The 21818-nt window shown below is 68.0% G+C and carries 21 protein-coding genes and 1 tRNA gene; 12 read left to right on the top strand and 10 right to left on the bottom strand.

The window, feature by feature from the left end; genetic code table 11:
* The first annotated feature begins 54 nt into the window (after positions 1-54).
* Positions 55-129, top strand: a tRNA-Gly gene (locus ICW72_RS11485).
* A 331-nt stretch (positions 130-460) separates the two neighbouring features.
* On the opposite strand, the gene ICW72_RS11480 is transcribed toward ICW72_RS11485, so the two are convergent.
* From ICW72_RS11480 to ICW72_RS11435, 10 genes are all read right to left on the bottom strand, one after another.
* The gene (locus tag ICW72_RS11480; protein WP_191082830.1) at positions 461-2722 is read right to left on the bottom strand and encodes a S8 family peptidase; all 2262 of its coding nucleotides are present in this window, start codon (positions 2720-2722) and stop codon (positions 461-463) included.
* The gene (locus tag ICW72_RS11475) at positions 2715-3839 is read right to left on the bottom strand and encodes an AAA family ATPase (RefSeq protein WP_191082829.1); all 1125 of its coding nucleotides are present in this window, start codon (positions 3837-3839) and stop codon (positions 2715-2717) included. The genes ICW72_RS11480 and ICW72_RS11475 overlap by 8 nt, the downstream gene beginning before the upstream one ends.
* A 99-nt stretch (positions 3840-3938) precedes the next feature.
* On the bottom strand, positions 3939-5186 hold the full coding sequence (locus ICW72_RS11470) for a restriction endonuclease subunit S domain-containing protein (RefSeq protein WP_191082828.1): 1248 nt from the start codon (positions 5184-5186) through the stop codon (positions 3939-3941).
* A 227-nt stretch (positions 5187-5413) separates the two neighbouring features.
* Positions 5414-7300: a restriction endonuclease subunit M gene (locus ICW72_RS11465; protein WP_191082827.1), complete on the bottom strand. Its 1887-nt coding sequence runs from the start codon at positions 7298-7300 to the stop codon at positions 5414-5416.
* Positions 7301-7366: 66 nt separating this feature from the next.
* Positions 7367-7876, bottom strand: a complete 510-nt coding sequence (locus tag ICW72_RS20690) for a hypothetical protein (protein WP_223880546.1) — start codon at positions 7874-7876, stop codon at positions 7367-7369.
* Positions 7873-9225 carry a recombinase family protein gene (locus ICW72_RS11455; RefSeq protein ID WP_191082826.1) on the bottom strand — a complete coding sequence of 451 codons (1353 nt, stop codon included), beginning with the start codon at positions 9223-9225 and terminating at the stop codon, positions 7873-7875. Before ICW72_RS11455 ends, ICW72_RS20690 begins: the two co-directional genes overlap by 4 nt.
* Complete coding sequence (locus tag ICW72_RS11450; protein ID WP_223880545.1) at positions 9222-9719, bottom strand: DUF2924 domain-containing protein; 498 nt, start codon at positions 9717-9719, stop codon at positions 9222-9224. The genes ICW72_RS11455 and ICW72_RS11450 overlap by 4 nt, the downstream gene beginning before the upstream one ends.
* Positions 9720-9968: 249 nt before the next feature.
* Positions 9969-10592 carry a hypothetical protein gene (locus ICW72_RS11445; protein ID WP_191082825.1) on the bottom strand — a complete coding sequence of 208 codons (624 nt, stop codon included), beginning with the start codon at positions 10590-10592 and terminating at the stop codon, positions 9969-9971.
* 68 nt (positions 10593-10660) lie between these two features.
* A complete protein-coding gene (locus ICW72_RS11440; protein ID WP_111470928.1) occupies positions 10661-10942 on the bottom strand; it encodes a helix-turn-helix domain-containing protein in 282 nt (93 codons plus the stop codon).
* Positions 10939-11673: an ImmA/IrrE family metallo-endopeptidase gene (locus tag ICW72_RS11435; protein ID WP_160121330.1), complete on the bottom strand. Its 735-nt coding sequence runs from the start codon at positions 11671-11673 to the stop codon at positions 10939-10941. Before ICW72_RS11435 ends, ICW72_RS11440 begins: the two co-directional genes overlap by 4 nt.
* 297 nt (positions 11674-11970) lie before the next feature.
* On the opposite strand from ICW72_RS11435, the gene ICW72_RS11430 reads away from it, so the two are divergent.
* The 11 genes from ICW72_RS11430 (at position 11971) to ICW72_RS11380 (ending at position 21680) form a co-directional block, all read left to right on the top strand.
* Positions 11971-12546 carry a sigma factor gene (locus tag ICW72_RS11430; protein WP_191082824.1) on the top strand — a complete coding sequence of 192 codons (576 nt, stop codon included), beginning with the start codon at positions 11971-11973 and terminating at the stop codon, positions 12544-12546.
* A 33-nt stretch (positions 12547-12579) separates the two neighbouring features.
* A complete protein-coding gene (locus ICW72_RS11425; protein ID WP_191082823.1) occupies positions 12580-12921 on the top strand; it encodes a hypothetical protein in 342 nt (113 codons plus the stop codon).
* Complete coding sequence (locus ICW72_RS11420) at positions 12921-13463, top strand: hypothetical protein (protein WP_191082822.1); 543 nt, start codon at positions 12921-12923, stop codon at positions 13461-13463. Before ICW72_RS11425 ends, ICW72_RS11420 begins: the two co-directional genes overlap by 1 nt.
* Positions 13463-14317, top strand: coding sequence for an ATP-binding protein (locus ICW72_RS11415; RefSeq protein WP_191082821.1), 855 nt, complete (start codon positions 13463-13465; stop codon positions 14315-14317). Before ICW72_RS11420 ends, ICW72_RS11415 begins: the two co-directional genes overlap by 1 nt.
* Positions 14314-15060: a hypothetical protein gene (locus tag ICW72_RS11410; protein WP_191082820.1), complete on the top strand. Its 747-nt coding sequence runs from the start codon at positions 14314-14316 to the stop codon at positions 15058-15060. The genes ICW72_RS11415 and ICW72_RS11410 overlap by 4 nt, the downstream gene beginning before the upstream one ends.
* A 7-nt stretch (positions 15061-15067) precedes the next feature.
* Positions 15068-15523: a DUF6511 domain-containing protein gene (locus ICW72_RS20685; RefSeq protein WP_223880544.1), complete on the top strand. Its 456-nt coding sequence runs from the start codon at positions 15068-15070 to the stop codon at positions 15521-15523.
* Between the two features lie 8 nt (positions 15524-15531).
* The gene (locus ICW72_RS11400) at positions 15532-16305 is read left to right on the top strand and encodes a hypothetical protein (RefSeq protein ID WP_191082819.1); all 774 of its coding nucleotides are present in this window, start codon (positions 15532-15534) and stop codon (positions 16303-16305) included.
* Positions 16306-16328: 23 nt separating this feature from the next.
* On the top strand, positions 16329-17078 hold the full coding sequence (locus ICW72_RS11395; protein WP_191082818.1) for a hypothetical protein: 750 nt from the start codon (positions 16329-16331) through the stop codon (positions 17076-17078).
* Positions 17075-18400: an ATP-dependent DNA helicase gene (locus ICW72_RS11390; protein ID WP_191082817.1), complete on the top strand. Its 1326-nt coding sequence runs from the start codon at positions 17075-17077 to the stop codon at positions 18398-18400. Before ICW72_RS11395 ends, ICW72_RS11390 begins: the two co-directional genes overlap by 4 nt.
* A 146-nt stretch (positions 18401-18546) precedes the next feature.
* Entirely contained in the window at positions 18547-19137 is a 591-nt protein-coding gene (locus ICW72_RS11385; protein ID WP_191082816.1) for a hypothetical protein, read from the top strand.
* A complete protein-coding gene (locus tag ICW72_RS11380; RefSeq protein ID WP_191082815.1) occupies positions 19134-21680 on the top strand; it encodes a VapE domain-containing protein in 2547 nt (848 codons plus the stop codon). The genes ICW72_RS11385 and ICW72_RS11380 overlap by 4 nt, the downstream gene beginning before the upstream one ends.
* Positions 21681-21818 lie beyond the last annotated feature (138 nt).

Here is a 21818-nt window from a genome sequence, read left to right as displayed (position 1 = left end):
GGTGGGGGGCTTGCGAGGGTTTCCGAACCATGGCAATCACCCGCCACGCCACGAGCGGGCGTAGCTCAGGGGTAGAGCACGACCTTGCCAAGGTCGGGGTCGAGGGTTCGAATCCCTTCGCCCGCTCCAGTCGGTTTCCCAACCTCACATGGTCGACGCGTCGACAGCGCCGTGAACCGCAGGTTTCGTGGGGTTTTGCCACGGCGGCTTGAGGGTTGGAGAACGCAACGACCCGGGCAATCGCTCTCCGGAGGCTCGAAAGTCTCCCAAGCTTGGGGGTGGGGTGATTTACCCAACAAGCTGCAACCAACTGATTTCACTCAATGTGCTTGGAAGGCATGTCGCCACCATTCCGCATCGTTATTGCCCGGGCGGTGGCCACCGGGCCCGAGCACAGCGCTTTACCCCCGAGCCTGTTGCACGCGCCACGTCCCTCCGAGCCAACTTCAGAGGTCCGGGGTCAGAGACCGTCGTCCGCCTCGATATCGATACCGGCTTCAATCACAGACGGTTCGACGAAGGCGCCGAGCTGCTGCCTAACTTGGTCGTAAATTTCGCCCGCTTCGTCGGGCGAGACGAGCGACAGGACGAACACCGCGTCGAGCTCCGGCACCTCGTCGGCGCTGGAATAGCCGTATAAATAGTGATCGCGCGTGTAGACGCGGGCATAAACGCGAAGGTTCGGTCCGTCGGCCTGTACACCGGGTCGCCGGAAGTCGCGCACGTGGTGCCGGACCGGTGACCACTTATGGTCGATTGCCCGCGCGATCTGCTCTGGGATCCGGTCGGTGTCCATTGAGCCGAGCAGGTTGTGAAAATGCCCGCCCCTCTCCAGCTGCACGGCGGCGTTGAGCCTCGCGCTGAAGTAGTTCGGCCCCGCGTAGTCCGTCACCATTGGGTGCGGGTTCAGGATTGCAGTCAGGCGCCCCTGACCCCGAAGCCTGCCCCCGTCACGCAGTGCCGGCGGGATCGGGAGCTCCCAGTAGTAGGCTGCGCGTGTGCGGAGGCGCGCCCGCCAGTGGAGCGTCACGGTACCCGGACGGCACTCCCACGGCAGCGTGACGAGATCGGTTGTGCCAAATCCGAGCGCCGGATCAAAGCCGCCTCCGTCCGAGCGGTGGATCAGGAGCGCTTTCACCAGGTCCGGCGTAGGGTCGCGGAGCCGGTCCATCGTATGCGCCGCCAGCGGCGAGGCGAGGGCCGTGGCGAAGCTTGATCCCCTTACTACGGCTCCACCCAGTGCACGGACGTGGGAGAAATGCACGAGGTCCGGCTTCAGCAGGCCCGAAGGACCAGGCCCGCCCAAACTCACCGTGCAAGGGTCCCCGGGCTCGCCGCTAGCGGTTTGTAGCCGGCCACCCACCGTCAGCGCTGCCTCGCAGTCGGCCGGGGCCTGCAGCCACGACCCCGGCTTGTTGCCGACGGAGTTCACCAGGAGCACGCCGTGCTTCCTGGCCAGCTCCGCGAGCGCATGGCCCAGGTAGCTCACCGCGTCGAGCTCGCACTCTTGCGGCTGATTGAACGACAGATTCCAGACCCGCGTCTCAGGATATGCGGTGACGACGGCGTCGAGGTAGGCCACGAGTTCCTCCGGCCCTGGGCCTCCATGGCCAACCTTCGCGATCGCCTGAACCGTGCCGACGCGGCAATGCAGTGGTGGCAGGACGAGGTTGCTGTTCCACTCGTGGCCCTGGACCACGAGCGAGGTGACCCGGTTGCCGTGCTTGACCTCCGCCGAAGCGCCCGGAACGAGCGGGTCCGCTCGCCATGCCTCGGCGGGGCTGTAGGAGGTCGCCGTCATGCCGCCGTCCACGACCCCGACGATCGGCGCCGTCGCCAGCGTGGCCGGGAGAGGACGATTGGGCTCACGGCCCTCGCCCGGCGAGGTCGCGGTCACCGGCGCCACAGGATCAAGGCGGAACACCGCGCCTGACGCGACAAGCTGGGCCAAACCACTGGGCGAGCTCACCACGGCGGTTGTCCGGGCGCGGTGATGCTGCCGGTATTCCCGCATGGCGCGGTTGAGGCGGTCCACCGGCGCCACAGCGCGGAGGCTGCGCTGCAGCGCCGGCCGAACCAGCGGGTCGGCCTCGGCCGGAGGCCCCTCCAGCAACGACGCCGGCGCGACCAGCACGCGCTCGCGCAGTGAGGCAAAGAGTTGCAGCAATCCTTCCGCCGCCTCGTTCGTGCGCAGCGGCATAAGCCACACGAGGAAGGCACGGCCACCGTCCGCTTCGCGGGCTGCCTCCCATAGGCTGTCGATTGACCGGGCGCCGAGAACGTCGCTCGGCTCGTGAAACCTGACGCGCTCGACACGTGAAATGTCGACCCGGTCCGCAGTGTTATCAGCGGCCTCCACAAGGCTTGCGTACCACTTGAGGCGCTCGGCCTCGAACTCGACCAGGTACCCCTTGCGAAACGGGGCGACGAGCCGCGCGCCGCGAGTCGAGTGGAAGAGGTCGGAGGGCGTCCAAGTGGGTGCAAGCGAGTCGTCGAACATGGATGCATAGACGACGAGCCGGCCGGCAAAGCGCGGGCTGCTACCCGCCGCCGCGGCGAGCGCCCTGAACTGCGTGGAGAGCGCGCGCCGCTGCGTGCCGAGGCGGTCACTCCGAACGCCTGACGCGCTCTTCCCGCCGCCCGCGATCCCTTCCGGCCTTGGCTCCTTGGTGAAGCGGAGGACAGGGCTCAGCAGCGGACGCATCGGCGTGTCCTCAGCCATCCGCCGCCTCCTTCCTATATCTGTGGATCGTTTGGCGACTCACGCCGGCGACGCGCGCGATCTCCGCCTGGGACAGCCCGCCCGCGCCGTCGAGGAGCAGAGCGAGCCGCCGTCGGTCGTCGCTCGTCAACTCCCTGGCGTCGGGAAGGCGCGGATTGCCCGCCTTGCTGTCGGCAACGGACAGCACGATGTGTCCAAGGCTGAGCTCCCGCCCACTGATGAGCGCACGGCGCCGCGCCGCCAGCGCCAAATTCTCAATGTCCGCACCGCTCAGGCCGTCGGCCACGCGCGCCAAGAGGCGGGCCGGACCATTATCGCCCTCCGCGTCCCGGAACAGGAAGCTGCGCCACATCGAGGCGCGCACGTCCTCGTCTGGGAGCTGAAGCTCAATCTTGTATGGAAAGCGCCGCCAGATTGCAGAGTCGAGGAGATGTGGATGATTGGTGGCGCCGACCACAATCACGTCGTCAGTCAGCGAGTCGAGGCCCTGCAGTACTGTGTTCACGACCCGTTTCAGCTCGCCGAGTTCGTGCCGGTCGTCGCGCAGCTTAGCGATTGCGTCCATCTCGTCGAGGAAGAGGACGGCCTGCCGGGTCGGAATAAAGTCAAATACTCCACGAATGTTCTTCGAGGTTTCCCCTAATCTGGACGAGATCAGGGAGTCGAGCCGCGCGGTGTAGAAAGGTCGCTGTAGTCTCGCCGCCACATGGCCGGCCAGGAGCGACTTGCCCGTCCCCGGCGGCCCGAACAGCAGCAGGCCGAGCCGCGACGACACCCCGTTCTCCGCAAGGAGGGCGATATTCCCCGCGTCTTCAAGGAACTGGTTAATCGCCTCGCCCGCCTGCCTGTTCAGCAGGAGCGGCGTGGACGGCCAGGGCGCTTCCTCGACGAGCGGGAGGCGCGAGGCGGCGTCTCGAGGCAGCGCCTCGGCATACCCGGAGACCTGAAGCGGAACGCCCCGCCGCCTTAGGAGGGATTGGATGGCCTTTGCCCCGTCGAGGTCGTTCTCTTCGGCGAAGCGCTTGGCCAGTTGGCTCCCGATCCGCCGGACCCGCGTGTAGTCCGCTGACATAGCAGCATCGAGAAGGTCGGTGAGAATGAATTTGTCAACTTGCATGGGGCAAACTGCCTCATCCACGCCCGGAATGTCAACCAAAACTGCGAAATTGTAAACTGGATCGGCGCGGGAGCTTAGTGTCCGTGCTCCGTCGAAGTGTTATCCGCGCATCGACCAGCCTGGACGCCCCCGTGACGCGGCCGGCGGCGCGGGCTCCAGACTCCGTACGGTCTCGGCTAAGCGTCGGCGCAGCAGAGCCTTGGCAAGCATCTGCGCCTCCATTCCAGCCCCGATGCTCGCGGCGAACGGCGAGGAGGGATCTGGAACACGGACCTCCAGCAACCGCTTGCCTAACGTGTCGATGACGTCCCGCGTGAACTGCTTGGATCGCATCTGCCGCCGGACCAAGGGAAGGTTGAGCAACCCGAGCAACTTAGCCGGGCTCAGTGCCTCCCGATCCCGCGTCCTCAGCCGGTAGATGCCGCCACACACGAGGGCAGGTGCGTCGTCGGCACCGGCCAGCGCGGAGGAGCCGACGAGGTACGTTCCGTCCCTAACCAGCAGCACGTCACCCTCCGCGACGGAGGCACGGGCGGCGTGTTCGTCGTAAATGGCGCGCGAGACGCCCTGGCGCGGGTCGGCCTTGATCTCGAGCTCGGCGATGTCCGTGGTGCGCAGGAACGGGATCGGACCGGTGCCGTAGGCCATCTTGCCGACCTCAACGCCCGTCTCGGCACCGAGGACGCCAGCGCTGACCAGCTCGCCGATAGGTAGCCAGCGTGCCGCTAGCCGAGCCTCCTCCGCGTCCAGGTCGCCCCGGAGCGTCGGATCGTAGTACTTTGGGATCAGGACCCGCTTGGCCAGCGCCGTGCAGGGGACAGAGAAGCCATGGCGGGCTGCGGCGCGCTCGCGCGTCATCCGCATGTCCGAGCCTAGCAGGGACGAGACCTCCCGCCGGGCGATCCCTTGTCCGACGACCACCTCCCGAACCGCCTCCGAGGCTGCCTTCCTCCGCTCTGCATCGCGGGGGATGGGCAGACGCAGCTCGACGTGCCGCTCGCCGATCTTGTCGATGATGTCGGCGGAGAACTGCCGAACCCGCACCTGCCGGCGAACGAAGCGGGTCGAAAGGGCAGCCAGTGCAAGCCAGGTATCTACCGGACCGGCGCCCTGCGCCTCCGCGTCAGGCCGGAGCCGCAGCCGAAACACATGGTCCTGCAGGACAAGCGGCAGGTCCTCGTCCGTCACCACTGCTACCGTGCCGACGAGATAAGTCCCGTGCGCGACGAACAGGATGTCCCCCGCCCGCACGTCCTGGCGGACGCCGACCTGCTCGTAGACCTCTCTGGAGACGCCCTTTTTGTAGTCGGGTCGGACCCGCCAGCCGTTCAGGTCGCTGGTCCGCACGAAAGGTATTGGACCCGTGCCATAGTGCTCACGCCGGATCCATGAGCCGAGGCGCGATCCCTTCGCGCCTGGCAGCAGGAGGTCGCCCAGCCTGGGCAGCGCGAAGTCGGGCTCCGCAAGTGCTTCCGCCGCTGCGATCTCCGGGTCATAGTACTTTGGTATGAGAATGCGGCTGCGAAGCGCCGTGCGAGCTACCGAGAACGAGAGGTGGCCCTCCGCCCCCCCGCTCACGCCCAGATGCCCTTCGCCGCCATGTGTTGGCCGATCTCGGGCAGGTCGTCGAGGAGCTCGACGCCGGAAGGCGTCGTCCGTAGGGTCGGATTGCCGCGGCTGTCGTGGCCGCACCAGTCCGCGATAGCCATCTCGATGCTCTCGGACGGGTGCGGCGGCCGCTTCTGCAGGAAGAGTACGCAGGTCTTCGCGTGCGTGTACGGCTGGAACACCTCTTCGGGGAGGCTCACGAAGCCCCGCAGGGAGAAATTCGCCATTAGGAACTGCACGACGTAGCCATAGACCGGCATGCCGAAGATGCTCTCCGGCAGGACAATGGCGAGGCGGCCGTTCGGCTTGAGGAGCTGGACGCAGCGCTCGATGAAAAGCACCTGCGGCGATTGTTCGGTGCGAAACCCGCCGCCGTCGGCCCAATCGCCGTCCGGATCCTTCGGCTGCTTCCACTTCCTGGCCAGGTCGTACTGCCCGAGCTTTTGCGCGCCGGTCACCTTGATCTTTGAGCCAAACGGCGGGTTGGTGATGACGACGTCAAAGGTGCCAGGCTGCAGAGCGGCGCGCGCGTCCGCGTGCCAGTTCACCGGCTGTGCAAGCGCGTCCTCACAGAAAATTCCGCCCCGTCCGTCGCCGATGATCGCCATGTATGCCTTGGTGATCTTCGTTAGGAACGCGTCCTTGTCCGTGCCGCGGAAGCAGCGCGACGCCACGTCGCGCTTGCGGCGTTCGAGGATCGCGTCGCTCCATCCCTTCGCCTTCGCCTCGACCTCGACGGCTCGCCAGACGTGCTCTAGCGCGACGATTAGGAACCCGCCCGAGCCGCAGGCGGGATCGATGACCGTCTCGCCGGGCTTCGGGTCGGTCACTTGGACCATCATCTGCACGACGTTCCGGGGTGTGAAGAACTGGCCCTCCTCGCCCCGCACGGCAGGCCCGATGAACACCTCGAAGGCGTCGCCGATCGCGTCACGTGGTGCGGCGACGAGGCTATAGTTCTGCAACTCGCCCACAACGTACCTCAGGCTTTCGGGGTCGAGCCCGATCTCTTCGTGCTCGCGGAACACGTCCGGGTACTCGCGCCGCACCGCTTCGAAGAGGCCGTCGATCCGTGACTCGATCCGCTCGGCTGGCTCTAGGTGGACCGCGCGGAACTGGGGCAGGTCGTCCGGAGCGGTGTTGAGCTCGTCGTAGATCTTGCAGAACAGGATCGAGGTGATTTCGATCGCCAGCCCCTGGTCCCGCGTGATGCCCGTGGTGTTCCCCGCGAGGTGGTTCCTGATGTCCCTGAGCACCGCCTTCAGGTTCGTCGGGACAATGAGGTCGCGCCGGCGCAGCGTGCCGATGTCGCCCACCGCCTGGCCGAACTTTGGCAAGGTCGGAAGCGTCGTCCAGTGGATCTCGCCCCCCTCCCGGTACTCCTTGAGGAGATAGAGGTGATCCTTGCCGTTGAACCACACCCCGATGTGGGCCGCGGACATGGTCAGGTAGATCTTGAGCTGCTCCTCGCCGTCCTTGCGGGTCTTCTTCTTGCACTCGACAATAATGTGCGCGTCGGCCTCGAGCCGCCGCGCAGAGGAGAAGACGACAATGTCGACGGGGTAGCTCTTCGCCCTCTCGGCGGACGGCGTCGCCCTGACCCTGAACTGAGGCCTGGTCTGAACGTGGGTCTTCGGATAGCCGAGCTCGTCGACAAGGCGGCGGGCGAACACCTGGACGGCGTCGACCTCCTCGGGCGTGGCGCGCACGGCCTTCCCGGAAATGTAATCCACGACAGTGACCGGCGCCTTCGCGCCTGTGGCCACCGCCGCGCCATCTGCCGAGGCCAGAGCGTCGGCCAAAAACGGCTCAGGCAACGCGGCGTCGATTCTCTTGCCCTCGCTCGATGTCATCCCGGTCAGTGCCCAATCCCATCAGCCTCGCAGGGACTCGGCGCCGTGCCCCCCCCAAGAGCCTGGTTACACCACTTCGAGCCTACGTCGTAGCGGGCTGGGCGGGCGTCGTCGCCTAACCGTCCCGGGCTCCGCCGTGGAGGCCGCAGCTGTGGGACTCGTCTGAGGCCGGCCGACATAGGCCATCTCGGAATGTTCGGCGATCGCGGCCCGTTGGCTCGGCCAGGCTGCCGAAGTCGTCCTCATCACAATGGGCAACGCGGCCCCGGCCGGCTGCCGCCCGTCTAGGATCGCCTCGACGATATCCGGTGCCAGGAGGGTGAGCCGGAGAAGGCTTCCGAGATACCCCCGCTCGACCCGCTCGGCGGCCGCAATTTCGGTGATCGAGGCGTACCGCCCCTGATCGAGCATGCGCTGATATCGGAACGCCCGTGCCAGCGCCTTCACCAGCGCCGGGTCGGCGCGTGTGGTGACCGGCGCTACGCCATCGGTCGTCGGCGTCACGACGGTCTTCCGCCCGGGCCGGTGGCGGATCGTCAGCGGCACCCGAACCGTGATGCTGGTCGCGGTCGTCATGCTGCCGACCTCAGCGCATCGGGAGCGATGGCGCCGAGGTCGCGGACCAGGCCGCCCAGCCCGTCCAGCCGAAGCCGGATGTCCGCGCCGGCCGGCCCGACCACCACCCGCTCCACCAGCGACCGCACGATCCGCGCCTGCTCCGCCGGGAACAGGTGCTCCCACAGCGGGTCGAGCCGATGCAGCGCATCCTGGACCTCGCCCTCGGTCAGGTCCGGCGCCTCCCTGCGCCCCGCCCGCCAGGTACCGACCACGATCTCCGGCTGCCGCAGCAGTGCCCGCACCTGGTCCACCACAGCAGCCTCGATCTCCGCCGCCGACGCCCTGCGCACGATGCTGGCGTCGCCGGCGGCGTCCCCCTTCAGCACGCGCTGAGCCACGTAGTAGCGGTAGAGCCGGCCATTCTTTCGGGCGTGCGTCGGCGACAGCGCCCGGCCATCCACCCCAAAGATCAGCCCCTTCAGCAGCGCCGGCGTCTGCGCCCGATTCTGGTTGGCGCGGACGCGAGGGCTGATCTGGAGCACCGCGTGTGCCCGGTCCCACAGATCCCGCGGCACGATCGCCTGGTGCTCGCCGGGATAGACCTGCCCCTTATGCGCCGCCTCCCCGACATAGGTCCGGTTGTTCAGCAGCTTGTAGACATCGCCCTTGTCCAGCGGCCGGCCCGCCTTGCTGGAAGCGCCCTCCGCCCGGAGACGGGTCACCGTCTCGATGCCGGACCCGGTCTCGGCGAAGATTTCGAACACCCGCCGCACTCGCGGCGCTTCGTCCTCATTCACCACCAGCTTCCTGGCGACGACGTCGTATCCGAGCGGCACCTTGCCCCCCATCCACATGCCGCGGGCGCGGGACGCCGCGAATTTGTCGCGGATCCGCTCGCCAATGACCTCCCGCTCGAACTGGGCGAAGCTGAGCAGGATATTCAGCGTCAGCCGACCCATGCTGGTCGTCGTGTTGAAGCTCTGCGTGACGGAAACGAAGGTCACGCCATGCGCGTCCATCACCTCCACCAGCTTCGCAAAATCCATCAGCGAGCGGCTGAGGCGATCGATTTTGTAGACCACGATTACATCGACCAAGTCGGCCTGGATGTCGCGCAGCAGGCGTTGCAACGCCGGCCGCTCCAGCGTGCCGCCGGAGAACCCACCATCGTCGTAGCGGTTGCGCACCAGCACCCAGCCTTCGGCGCGCTGGCTACTGATATAGGCTTCGCAGGCGTCACGCTGAGCGTCCAGGGTGTTGAATTCCTTCTCCAGGCCCTCGTCGGTGGATTTGCGCGTGTAGACCGCGCAGCGGAGCTTCTTCGTGGTCGCCGGCATGGCTGGCTCGATGCGGGCGCGGCGGGTCATGCTTCACCCCGCGCGCGCAGCCCGAAGAACGTCCAGCCGTTCCACCGCGTGCCGGTGATGTGCCGCGCGATGGCCGAGAGCGACTGGTATGGTCGCCCCTCGAATTCGAAGTCGTTCATGCGCACCGTGACCACGTGCTGCACGCCCTGCCATTCGCGGATCAGGCGCGTGCCGGCCAATGGCCGGCTGTCGGCGCGGATTCGGCGCAGGACGACGTTGCCGCCATCCAGTTGCTCACCCAGCGCCACGAGCCGGTCGACGGTCTCGGGTTTCAGCCCGCCATACGCGAGTTCCTGGATCCGATATGCCAGCCGGCTCTGGATATAGGCCCGATTCCAGGGCGGCGGCTCCTTGCCGAACAGCTCCCGCCATTGGTCCTTCAGCGTGGCGGTCGGCGCAGCCTGCAGCGCGGCGAGCCGGCTCAGCACCTGCGTCGGCGGGATCTTCGGGATGGTGGGCGCCGGCGCGGGCGCGGCGGTGGATCGTCTGGTCATGCGAGTCCCTTCCTGTTGGGGTTCGCATGCAGGCGCTGCCTGGGGGTGGAGTGTAGGCGAATTTCTCCCACCCCCCGAGCTATCTCGGCATCGCGCGCTTCATCCTCGGCAGCGCGGCTGCGCAGCCGCACCAGCCCCCTAGCCAGGATGCCGCAGACCTCTCGGATGTGCGGCGGGAGGTGAGCATTCAGTCCCACGGGCGATGGCTTCATACTTAGCCCTACCCGCCTCGGCGGCGATCCGTCCCAATCAGGCGCGGCGGCGTTCCAACTGAGGCGCGATCCGCCGCCAGGGCTGGCTCAGCTTCTTCTTGATCGTGCTGGAATCGGGATGCTCGCCACGATCAGCAAACCACGTCTCCATGCGGCGAACGTATTCCGCCAGCGTGGCCGGCGGGCCGTCCTGGAACATGCTGACCAGTGCCTCAGCCCAGAAGGCATCCCAGTCATAGCGCGGTGCTGCGCCCCGCGCGGCCGGTGGCGGCGCCACGACAGCGGCTGTGCTGCTGGCCGTCGCCTCACCCACCTCCTGCTCCGCCTCAAATCGCAAACGCTCGGCATGCCGGACGACCAGCCGTTCGCGCGAAACCACGATCGTGCCCGCGTCATCGCCGCGCGCTTCAATACTGATGTAGCGACCTGGCTCTGCCTTGAAGCTGCTGATCGTCTCGAACCCATTCATGAGGGTGGCCCAGGCCTGCGACTGGTGGAGATCTGCGGCGCCCGAGAGGTAGCTGCGCTCGTCCGGGATGTGGCACCAGTCCCGATCATTCACGTCCTCGATGCTGCCCTTCTCGACAGCGAGGCCCGCGACGACGACGGAGAGTGTGAGCTCATTGGCCGCGACGAAATTCGCCACGTCCAATTCCGTCACGCCCCAACGCTCACAGATCTCGGCCAGCCCATAGCAGGGCTTCCTTACAATTCGGCCGCCCACGACATTCATCCCTTCCCGACAAAGCGCAACCGCCGATACGCTTGCACAACCTTGGCCATATCCTTCCGCATGTCGGGCGGCAGTCGCTGCGCCTCGACGAACAGGTCATCCATCCGCACGCCGAGAATGGCGGCGGCGCGCTCTATCAGCTCGTCACGGGGCGGATTCTCCTGGTCGCGCTCAATGCGCGACCAATAGGCCGCTGAGATTTCCAATCGCTCCGCGAAATCGTTCAACCCGATGCCGAGCGCAGTCCGTCGCTCGCGGATGACCGATCCAAAGCTCACCGTTGCTCTCCTTGAACCAGGCCGTAGCGGCTCAGCCGCACGGCGATAAAGCGCTCCGATACGCCGAAGTCGCCCGCCAGCGCGGCGACCACGCCCTCGATCACCTCGGGCGGGTTGTCGGCCGCCAGGACGCGGCAGCCCTGCCGACCCCGATGCGCCGCATGCACCGTGCGCAGCCGCTCCGACCGCGCGTGCACCAGCATCCGGAGATGGAGCTGCACCGGGGGAGCGAGTAGCGCACCCATGAATTCATTCGCCCGACGCTCGGAGGCCGCTGTGGTCCGATCGAGCAGCGCGCTCGGGCCGGCCGTCACAGACCGATACCGCCGCGCTGGCGTGCCGAGTGCCACAGGCACGTCGAACACCACGTGGCCAAGCTCGTGGGCCGCGGTGCTGATCGCGAGGTCCGGCCGGCCGGCCACCATGCGCGCATTCACCGAGACCAGCGCCGTGCCTGGCATGTCGGGATCCGTCTCGCAGACGCCGAGCACCGCCTCCCCGGAGCCATCATGCACAGGATGGTCCAGCTCCCAGGCGACTACGATGGCCCGACCGTTCGCCGACACTGTCCGCGTGGCGGCGACCAGTGCGGCGAGCGGGAGCGCGAATCCACCAGGCTCCGTCATGGCCTGGCGGCGTACCTGCGCGGCGACGGCCCAGAGGGTCTGGGCGGACAACGGCCGAGGCGCGCCCGAGGCGGCGTGATGCGGGTACTCAACGGTGATGGACATGCCGGGATCATGACGAATTGCTGTGCGATTGGTCAACAGCATTGTTCCCTTTCTGTTCGCCAACCCCCGATATCCACAGGCGACCGGCTGAGGGAGCAGTTCCCGCATGGGTGGGGCGGAAATCGCCGGGCTATCCATCTGATTTCCGACGAAAACGGCCATAAGCCGTTGAATTAGCATTGGGGAATAAATCCCAGGCGGCTTCAATTCCCCATTGCGCCCCATTCCGCCTCTCCGCCCCGGCAGGTCGTGTGGTTGCTTGTGGACGTCATAGCCGTCCTCCAGGAGCCACCGCGGATGCCCACCCAGCTTTCCCTCGCCGATCTCGATGTCGTTTACCCCCTCGCCGAGCGCTACGCGCGGCGCCTCTGCCGCACCCTGGGGCGCCCCAGCCATGAGCAGGAGGACATGGAGCAGGACATGCTGCTCGACCTCCTGGCGCGGTTGTCCGGCTTCGATGCGGCGCGCGGGACGTTGGCGGCCTTCGCCACGGTCTGCTTCCAGCACCGCGCATCCCGTCTTGCCACCCGCCTGCGTCGCGAGAAGCGCGAACGACATGAGGCGTCGCTCGACGACGCGGTGCCCGGCCAGGAGGAGGAACTGACCCTCGCCGACATCATCCCCGAATCCGAGGGGTATGCGGCGTGGTGCGGCCAGCAGACCGACGCGGTGGTCGCGCTGGACCGCCGCCTCGATCTGGATCGGGCTGGCGCCGTCCTCGACCAGCGCGACCACAGCATCTGCGCAGCCCTGACGCAGTGCACGCCGCACGAACTCGGCCAGCAGGGCCCGATGCCGCGATCGGTTCTGTACCGCCGCATCCGCGAAATGCGCCTGCGGCTCCTCGCCGGCGGCATCGCCGCGGCGGCCTGAGACGCATCGGCGAGGGGCTGGGTAGGGCTAAGTATGGACACCAACATCACCGACATCCGCGCAGTGTCGAAGCCTCTCACCGAGGCGTCGCTCTGCACCTGGCTGGGCGCCGCGGCTCCCGGCGACCGCATCACCTATCACCGCGGCGCGCTCGCCCGGCAGGTCTGCCCGCAGCTGCAGTGCCTGCCCGAGCCGGAGCGCACGGCGCTGCAGCGCCTGGCAGCCCGCGCCTGGAAGCTGGCCGATCTCGGCCTGGCGGATATCGTGCAGCGCCGCCACGGCTATGAGGACTACGCCTACATCCTCGTCGCCCGCCGCCGGCCACGTCGCTATGCGTCGTCCATCCTGCCGCTGCTGCTCGCGGAGGCCGCGTGATGGACGCGCCCCGCACCAACCGCCCCAGCCTCGACGCTCTGCGCCACATGCCGGTGAGCGACGTCATTGCGCTCCCCGCCGAGCATCTGGCGCTGCTGCAGACCGATGCGCGCGAGGCGCTGGATGGCGCCAAGCGCATGCAGGACTGGATCGAGGCCGCGATCGCGCTCCGCTACGAGCAGCGCGCCATCGGCGCCCGTGCCGCGGCCGGCAAGGACACTGGCACGGTCCGCTTCCATGACGGCGCCGTGGAGATCGCCGTCGATCTCCCGAAGAAGGTGGAATGGGACCAGACGCACCTCGCCGCGCTGTCGGAGCAGATCCGTGCCGGTGGCGAGGATCCCGGCCAGTATGTTGAGGTCAGCTTCAAGGTCTCGGAGCGGGCCTACACCGCCTGGCCGGAGCGCATCCGCGCCGCCTTCGAGCCGGCCCGCACCGTGCGCACGGGCCGCGCCACCTATCGCCTCGCCATCATGTCCGACGTCGCACGGCGCGATAGCCCTCATGCTGACGGCATCATCTCGATGCGGGGAGGTCGCTGATGGCACTCCGCATCGTCACGGCCGACGAGCGCCTGTCAAGCGCCGTCAACAAGACCACCCTGGCGCTGTTCGGGCCGAGCGGCGTGGGCAAGACCACGCAGGTCCAAACGATGCATGCCGAAAAGACCCTCTGCATCGACCTCGAGGCCGGCCTCAAGTCGGTGCAGGACTGGCGCGGCGACAGCATCCCTGTCCGCTGCTTCGAAGATGCCATCGACCTTGCCTGCCTGGCCGGCGGTGTGAACCCGGCGGCCGATCCGACCGGGTTCTTCTCGGAAGGGCACTATCAGCATCTCGCCGCGGCGCATCCCGACCTGGTGCGGCTGCTCGCCAGCAAATCCATCGTGTTCCTCGACTCGATCACCGACCTCACGCGGCAGGCGATGGCCTGGGCCAAGACGCGGCCCGAGGCCTTCTCGGAGAAGACCGGCAAGCCGGACACCCGCGGCGCCTACGGCTTGATGGCGCGCGAGGTCATCGGCCTGCTGAAGCACCTGCAGCACGCGCCGGGCAAGACCACGATCATGGTCGGCATCTTGGAGAAGGTGACCGACGAGTTCGGCAAGGTCACCTGGCAGCCGCAGATGGAAGGCGGCAAGGCCGCGCGCGAACTGCCGGGCATCGTCGATCAGGTCGTCACCATGGGGCTGTTCAGCCGCGAAGGTGACGCCTGGCGATACGACCCGGAGCGCGGAACCGAGCGTCGCCTCGTCTGCCGTGCCGGCAATAGCTTCGGGCTGCCCGCGAAGGATCGCTCCGGCCGTCTCGACGAGACCGAGCCCGCGGACCTCGCCGCCCTGCTCCGCAAGATCAACGCCACCAGCACCAACGCCACCAAGGGGGTGATGCCATGACCTATGACATGAACGATGCCGAACTGCCGCGCGGCTCCGACCTCATCCCGGACGGCAGCTTCGTGAAGGTCATCATGCACCTCCGCAAGGGTGGACTGGATGGCCAGGGCGAGGCAGATCGCGGCCTGCTCAAGGCGACGAAGACGCAGGGCAGCGACGTGAAGATGCTGGACTGCGAGTTCACCGTCACGGCGGGCCCGCACATCCGCCGCAAGTTCTGGCAGACCTTCACGGTCGTCGGCGGGAAGGTGGACGAGCAGGGTGTGTCGATCGGCTGGAAGATCTCGAAGGGGGTCTTCCGGGCCATGATCGACAGCGCGCTCGGGCTGGACTCGCAGGACATGAGCGAGGCGGCGAAGGCCAAGCGCATGCTGCGCGGTCTGTCCGACCTTCACGGGATCACCTTCGCTGCGAAGGTGCGCGTCGAGCCCGCCAACGACCCCCGTTATTCCGACAGCAATCGCCTGGACCGTGTCGTGCTGCCGGGCGAGCCGGAATACGCCAAGGTCATGGCCGGCGAAGTCGTGGCGGCGGCGCCCAGCCACCGGCCGGCGCGTCCGCCGGCCGCAGCCGCCACCACGCCGCCCGCCTGGTCGGGCACGGCTGCCGCCGCGCCCGCGGCTCCGGCGCCCCGCATGTGGGAACGCCCGGCCACCGCGAGCCCCGCCCCCGCCGCGCCGCAACCCGCGGCTCCGCCCGCCCCGGCGCCGGCGGCAGGCGGCCCGGCCTGGTTGAACGGGTGATGCGCCGATGGTTCGTCGCCGCTGGACGCGGCCGGCGCAGCCGCGTGCTGCGGCCCAGTCCCTGCCACAGCCGCGCGGCTGCTCGCCCGAGGACCAGGTGCGTCGGCTCACCTGTGCGCTCTGCGGTCGGGAGGCGAAGGGCTTCGGCTACATCCACCAGCTTCGCTGGGGCGAATTCCCGCATCACCGCTTCTGCTCAATGCGGTGTTGCGAGGCAGGTGGCGCGCTGGGCCGAAGGTCCAACGGCGTGATCGACAAAACGCAGATGGAGGAGCGCGCGGTGAAGGACGCGCGCCGGCCGCTCGCCGAGGTGCTGGTGGAGCTGAACCTCATGGCGCCGTTCCACGACCGCAGTGCGTCAGAAATCGACCGCATCATCGAGGCCTGCGTGGACGGCTTCCAGGCATCCATGCAGCGCCAGGCCGCCGAGCGGGATCCGCTCGACGACCCGATTCCATTTTGAGGACACCCATGATCCTCGACCTCAACCACCAATCCGGCCTGGTCTACGGACGCGCCGCGCACGGCATGGCCGACACCACCGCCCGCATCAATGCGCATGTCGATGCCGCACTGGTCGCGCGCAACCAACGGCAGCGCCCGCGCGACTATCTCGGTGGCAGCCGGATCGGCGAGGCCTGCGCGCGAAAGCTGGTCTACGAGGTGGCGCATACCCCGAAGGATGCGGGCCGCGATTTCGACGGCGGCACACTGCGCGTCTTCGATGCGGGACACCAGTTCGAGACGCTGTCCATCCGATGGCTCCGCCAGGCGGGCTTCGATCTGCGTGACCGCGGCGCCGATGGCGAGCAGTTCGGCTTTGCCGCCGCAGGCGGAAAGCTGCGTGGGCATGCCGATGGCGTCATCGTCGCGGGTCCCGATGTCGGCATCCGCTGGCCTTCCCTGTGGGAGCACAAGGCCCTCGGCCAGAAGTCGTGGAACGACCTCGTCAAGCACGGCCTACGCCAGTCCAAGCCGGTCTACTTCGCACAGGTCCAGCTCTACATGGCCTATCTCGAGCTCGAGGTGGCGCTGCTGACCGCGCTGAACCGCGACACCCTCGCCCTGCACCACGAGGCGGTGCCCTTCGATGCAGCCGAGGCGCAGCGCCTGTCCGATCGGGCCGTCGACATCCTCCGCGCTGCCGAGGCCGGCGAGTTGCCCCCGCGCATCGCCGCCCACGCCGATTTCTTCCTCTGCCGCTTCTGTCCCTACGCGGCCCGCTGCTGGGAGGCCAACCCGTGAGGTCACCTTCGCCATCTCCGCCCGTGCCGATGGCCTACGCGCTGAAGCGCCACATTCATCGTTACGCGAACCGCTTCTGGTGTCCCGTCGATGCCGCCGGTGTCCTCACCGCACCGGTCTACCTCTTTCCCGACCAGACCAGCTTTGACTCGGACGAGGTCCAGCTGCTGTCGCAGACCATCATGGCCGGCGCGCTGCGGCTGCCTCACGAGCGTGTGCTGTTCGAGGTCACCGAACAGCTCCATCCCGGCGCATCTCTCGTTGCCTACGCGGTCGGGACCGAGCAGGGCGTCGATGCATTCCTCTTTCGCTTCGACACCCGTCGCAAGCTCTGGACCGACGTGTTGGCTCGGGCCAGCTTCCTGCCCGACGGCGTCGCGGACGTCGAAGCGCATCCGACCCTCGTCGATCCGGCAGAGCACACTCCATACTTTCAGGCGCTCACCGGCATGGTCTGGCGTGCGCTTGGCCTGCTGTCGGTCGGCACCCAGCTCCGGGATCACGTGGTATCGCCGCTGCGGCGCGCTTCGCTCGCCAAGCACGGTGTCCGCGGATGGACCTACCGCATCGCCGAAATCGACACGACGCAGGTTGCGGCCGCAGTCGCGCTTCGCGGCGGAACACACGCTTCGCCGCGCTGGCACATTCGCCGTGGGCACTGGCGCACGCTCGCCGACGGGCGGCGCGTGTTCGTCCGCGAATGCGAGGTCGGCGATCAGTCGCGCGGGGCTGTCGTGAAGGACTACCGCATGGAACTGGGAAGTGCAGCATGAGCGGCGACATCACGCCCTCCGACACCCAGCACCGCGCCATCAGCGCGATCCGGGCATGGTTCGAGCACGGCACCGAGCAGCAGCAGGTGTTCCGGCTGTTCGGCTTCGCCGGCACGGGCAAATCGACCGTGCTGAAGTTTGCACTGGGTGAGATCGGCCTCGAGCCGCATCGCGCCGGCGGTGATGGCGAGGGCTGCGTGCCCGGTGTCGTCACAGCCACCTTCACCGGCAAGGCTGCGCTGGTCCTGCGCCGCAAGGGCACGCCCGCACGCACCATCCACAGCCTGATCTACAGCGTCATCGAGGCGACCGAGGAGGAAGTCGAGGCGGCCGAAAAGAAGATCACCGAGGCGATGGCCAGCGCTCGGCAGCTCTCGGGCTTCGATCGCACGACCGCCGAGGCGACGATCGAGGCGATGCGCCAGGCCGTCTCTGAGATGAAGCGGCCCCGCTTCGCGCTGAACCCGAAAAGCGACGCGGCGCATGCGCGGCTCATCGTGCTGGATGAGGTGTCGATGGTCGGCGAGGACATGGCGCGCGACCTCATGAGCTTCGGTAAGCCAATCCTGGTCCTTGGCGATCCTGGCCAGCTGCCGCCGATTCAGGGCGAAGGCGCCTTCACCAAGGATGCGCCCGACATCATGCTCACCGAGATTCACCGACAGGCGGCGGAGAGCGCCATCATCCGCCTCGCCACCATGGCCCGCGAGGGCATGGCGATCGGCTTCGGCCAATACGACACCCACGTCTGGAAGATGCGCAAATCCGACGTGACGCCGGAGCAGGCGCTGCGCGGTGGGCAGGTCATCTGCGGCATGAACGCGACGCGCCTGCAGCTGAACAATGCCATGCGCCAGGCCGCCGGCTTTGGGCCAGGCTGGCTGCCAACCGGCCCCGCCGAAAAGATCGTCTGCCTGAAGAACCAGAACGACCTCGGGCTCATCAACGGCATGTTCCTCTCGCTCGACGCCGTCGTCGACGAGGGGACCCACTACTTCTCGGCAGTGGTGACCGACGAAGACGGCAACCGCATCGGGCCGCCGCAGCAGGATGGCAGCCGCGGCCGGCTGCGCATCTACAAGGGGCACTTCGAGGATCACATCGCCTTCGACAAGCAGCGCCATGACCGCGACTGGAAGTTCAAGAAGGGACTGAGCGAGGCGACCTTCGGCTGGGCCATCACCGGACATAAGGCGCAGGGAAGCCAGTTCCCGACGGTCCTGGTGTGGGACGATGGGCTCGGCCGCACAGCGCTGGATCGCAACCGATGGCTCTACACGGCGATCACCAGAGCCGAATGGGGGCTCGTGATCATCGCATGAGAGATCGACCTCTAGCGACCACGAGCTTGAGCCCCGGTGGACGTGTTGGTCGGTGGACCATCATCGCCGCAGCCCAGGGGCGGAAGGACGAGCGGGGGCGTCTCCGTCCCCGCTGGCTGTGTCGCTGCGATTGCGGAGGTGAGAAGATGGTTCTCGCCCAGAGTCTAGCCCTGGCATTGCGCTCGTCGCGCGGTGGCAGCCGGAGCTGCGGTTGCCTCGCGATCGAGCGTGCCACACGTCACGCCCATGCGGCCGGGGCGGCGCCGACACCCGAATACGGTGCTTGGCTGGCCGCGAAGAAGCGCTGCGAGAACCCCCGCAACGCGTCCTTCGGCACCTATGGTGCGCGTGGCATCTCGATGTGCGCTGACTGGGCGCGCGATTTCCGCGCCTTCCTACGCGACATGGGTCCGCGGCCGTGCCCGGCGCACAGCTTGGATCGCATCGACCCAGACGGCGACTATGCACCGGGAAACTGCCGATGGGCGCTACCCGAGGTTCAGGCACGAAACAGGCGCGTGACTCGCTGGTACCTATTCGAGGGTGAGCAACTCGTCCTGGGGCAGGTGGCTTCGCGGCTCGGCATCACACGTGACAAGGCGCGCGCCTTGGAACATCGCCGCGAACTGCCGGCCTGGCAGATTCCAGGGGGCGGTGCGAACCGTCTTCACGCTGCCTCGGGATACGTGCTCGATCTGAACGATGCGTCGGCACCAGGCGGAGACGCAGCGCGATGATCGACCTCAACGACGCCGGGCCCGTTCTGCCGGTTCGGCACGACCTCGCCGAGGTGCGGCGCAGGCTGGCGGACACGGCGCGGGACTGGCTGCCGGCACTGTTCCCGCAGGCAGTCCGCGCGCCGGACCGGAAGACGCTGCGCTGCGCCGACCTGTCAGGCCGCCGGCCCCGTAGCGAGGGCTCCTGCGTCCTGCACCTCGAGGGTCGCTTCGCGGGATGGGGCTTCGACCACGCCACCGGCGAGAGCGCCGGCCCGATCGACATGGTCTATCACGCGACCGGGCTGACAGAGGCGCGGCTCTTCGCCGAGGCCGCGCGGCTTGCCCATATGGAGCAGCCGGCGCCCGGCCCGCGGCCGCAGGAGCCGAGGCCGGACCATAGCCGCGAGGTGGCGCGGTTGTTGGAAGGCTGCCAGCCGCTCGCCGGGACGGTGGCAGAGACCTATCTGCGCAGCCGGGGGCTGGTGGTGCCAGACAGCCCCGACCTGCTGTTCCATCCGGACCTGCCCGACTTTGACACGAAGCGTGGCTGGGCTGGGATGGTGGCGGTCGCGCGCGACGGCGCCGGCGAGGCCACCGGCGGCATCCACCGCACCTACCTGCTGGACGACGGCTCGGCGAAGGCGCCGCCGGGGAAGAAGATGCTCGGGCCCATCGCCGGAGGAGCAGTGCGCCTGGCGCCGCTCCCCGATGACGGCCGGATCGGCGTCGCCGAGGGCATCGAGACCGCGCTCTCGTCGCAGGCCATCTTCGGCGTGCCGACCATGGCGGCGCTCTCCGCGGATGGGTTGCGGCGTTGGCGGTGGCCGGACGGCACCACCCACGTCACCATCTTCGCCGATGCCGGCCTGCCCGGCATGCAGGCCGCGGCCACGCTGGCGGACCAGCTGAACCTCGCCAACATCCCCTCCCGCATCCTCGCGCCGCTGCATGGCGACGACTTCAACGACGACCTGCGGCATGGGGTGACGGCCGAAGACTATGCCGCGCCGGCACTCACTGGTGACCACGCACCGTCGCCCACCACCGCGGAGGAGTTGCTGGCGGCCGCGGCCACGCTCACCAACCCGCCCGACATGGTGCCGCTGTCCCAGCTGCTGGGGCGCCTCGTCACCCTCCGCCTCGAGCCACTGCCCGAGCGCCAGGTCCTCGGCGCCATCAAATCCGCGACCGGCATCGCCGTCTCCATCCTGGAGAAGCAACTCGGCGAGCTGCGGCGCCGCTTCAACACCACCGGCGATGTGAACCAGGCGCCGATCCGGCCGCGCTGGGCTGCTCTGCTGCGCCTCGAACCCAGCGGCACGCCGGAGCGGAACGAGGCCAACGTGATCACCGCGCTGTCGCTCGATGCGGCGTTCGCCGGCGCGCTGGTCTTCGACGAGTTCGCCCAGGAGATCCTGGTCACCCGGGCCCTGCCATGGGAGCCCGCCGCCGGCACCCTTCCGCGGGCCTGGGGCGATGCGGACGACGTGCGCTGCGCCGAATGGCTGCAGCGGCACGAGATCAACGTGCCGCCCGTGGTGGTGGGGCGCAGCGTCGTGGCCGTCGCCCGCAACATCCGCGTGCACCCCGTGCAGGACTATCTCCGCGCGCTCGCCTGGGATGGGACGCTGCGCCTCGACGCATGGGCCGTGACCTATCTCGGCGCGGCCGACACGCCGCTGAACCGGGCCATGGCATCGCTGTGGATGGTCTCCGCGGTCGCGCGGATCATGCGCCCCGGCTGCAAGGCCGACCACATGCTGATCCTGGAGGGGCCGCAGGGCATCCGGAAATCGACGGCACTGAAGGTGCTCGCCTCCGATGCCTGGTTCACCGACGAACTGGCGGAAATCGGCTCGAAGGATGCCGCGCAGCAGATGCGTGGCGTGTGGATCATCGAGATGGCCGAGCTCGACGCGATCGGCAGGGCCGAGGTCTCGCGCATCAAGGCCTTCCTCACCCGCACCTCCGATCGCTACCGCCCCCCCTACGAGCGCTACGTGGTCACGGTGCCGCGGCAGTGCGTCTTCGCCGGCAGCGTGAATCCCGACACCTATCTGCGCGATGAAACCGGCAATCGACGCTTCTGGCCGCTGCGGTGTGGAGAGATCGATCTCGACGGTCTGCGCCGTGACCGGGACCAGCTTTGGGCTGAGGCTGTCGCGCGGTTCAACGCGGGTGCGCCGTGGTGGCTGGAGAACCGCGACCTCATCGCCACCGCCACCGCCGAACAGGAGGCCCGCTACGAGCCGGATGCCTGGGACGCACTGATCGAGCGCTGGCTCGTCTCCGAGCGCCGCAGCGTGAATGTCGGCTTCGGGGGCTATGACGATTGGCAGGACCGCCATGTCCCCCGCCCGACGCCATTGACCGACGTCTCCGTGGGCGAGGTGCTGGAGAAGGCGCTCAGCATCGAACCGGCGAAATGGACCCGGGCAGACCAGATGCGCGTCTCCAGCTTCCTGAAGGCAAGGAAGTGGGAGCGGTACAAATCCGGTGCCTCGGGCCGGGATGCGCGGGAGTGGCGCTACCGGGCGCCGCGCTCGCAGGGCGGCTCGTGATGTCAGCTTCCCCGATGCTGTCCCAACCTCGCCCCGCGGTCCCAACCCCCTCTTCGAGGTTGGGACACAAAATCTGCACGCGAAAGCAGATGGTTGCGGCCGCCGGTCCCAACGTCCCAACCGTCCCAACGGGTCTGA

The organism is Roseococcus microcysteis (assembly GCF_014764365.1).
In the GTDB taxonomy this organism is placed as follows: Bacteria; Pseudomonadota; Alphaproteobacteria; order Acetobacterales; family Acetobacteraceae; genus Roseococcus; species Roseococcus microcysteis.
Note: the sequence above shows the minus strand (reverse complement) of the source record. Positions and strands in the feature narration are given on the sequence as shown.

Excerpts from the sequence above, each read along its gene's own strand:
- ICW72_RS11435 (WP_160121330.1), bottom strand. The coding sequence starts at position 11,673 with ATGTCCATCACCGTTGAGTACCCGCATCACGCCGCCTCGGGCGCGCCT.
- ICW72_RS11415 (WP_191082821.1), top strand. The coding sequence starts at position 13,463 with ATGGCACTCCGCATCGTCACGGCCGACGAGCGCCTGTCAAGCGCCGTC.
- ICW72_RS11430 (WP_191082824.1), top strand. The coding sequence starts at position 11,971 with ATGCCCACCCAGCTTTCCCTCGCCGATCTCGATGTCGTTTACCCCCTC.
- ICW72_RS20685 (WP_223880544.1), top strand. The coding sequence starts at position 15,068 with ATGGTTCGTCGCCGCTGGACGCGGCCGGCGCAGCCGCGTGCTGCGGCC.
- ICW72_RS11385 (WP_191082816.1), top strand. The coding sequence starts at position 18,547 with ATGGTTCTCGCCCAGAGTCTAGCCCTGGCATTGCGCTCGTCGCGCGGT.
- ICW72_RS11455 (WP_191082826.1), bottom strand. The coding sequence starts at position 9,225 with ATGACCCGCCGCGCCCGCATCGAGCCAGCCATGCCGGCGACCACGAAG.
- ICW72_RS11410 (WP_191082820.1), top strand. The coding sequence starts at position 14,314 with ATGACCTATGACATGAACGATGCCGAACTGCCGCGCGGCTCCGACCTC.
- ICW72_RS11380 (WP_191082815.1), top strand. The coding sequence starts at position 19,134 with ATGATCGACCTCAACGACGCCGGGCCCGTTCTGCCGGTTCGGCACGAC.
- ICW72_RS11475 (WP_191082829.1), bottom strand. The coding sequence starts at position 3,839 with ATGCAAGTTGACAAATTCATTCTCACCGACCTTCTCGATGCTGCTATG.
- ICW72_RS20690 (WP_223880546.1), bottom strand. The coding sequence starts at position 7,876 with ATGACGACCGCGACCAGCATCACGGTTCGGGTGCCGCTGACGATCCGC.
- ICW72_RS11480 (WP_191082830.1), bottom strand. The coding sequence starts at position 2,722 with ATGGCTGAGGACACGCCGATGCGTCCGCTGCTGAGCCCTGTCCTCCGC.
- ICW72_RS11400 (WP_191082819.1), top strand. The coding sequence starts at position 15,532 with ATGATCCTCGACCTCAACCACCAATCCGGCCTGGTCTACGGACGCGCC.
- ICW72_RS11465 (WP_191082827.1), bottom strand. The coding sequence starts at position 7,300 with ATGACATCGAGCGAGGGCAAGAGAATCGACGCCGCGTTGCCTGAGCCG.
- ICW72_RS11450 (WP_223880545.1), bottom strand. The coding sequence starts at position 9,719 with ATGACCAGACGATCCACCGCCGCGCCCGCGCCGGCGCCCACCATCCCG.
- ICW72_RS11420 (WP_191082822.1), top strand. The coding sequence starts at position 12,921 with ATGGACGCGCCCCGCACCAACCGCCCCAGCCTCGACGCTCTGCGCCAC.
- ICW72_RS11390 (WP_191082817.1), top strand. The coding sequence starts at position 17,075 with ATGAGCGGCGACATCACGCCCTCCGACACCCAGCACCGCGCCATCAGC.
- ICW72_RS11425 (WP_191082823.1), top strand. The coding sequence starts at position 12,580 with ATGGACACCAACATCACCGACATCCGCGCAGTGTCGAAGCCTCTCACC.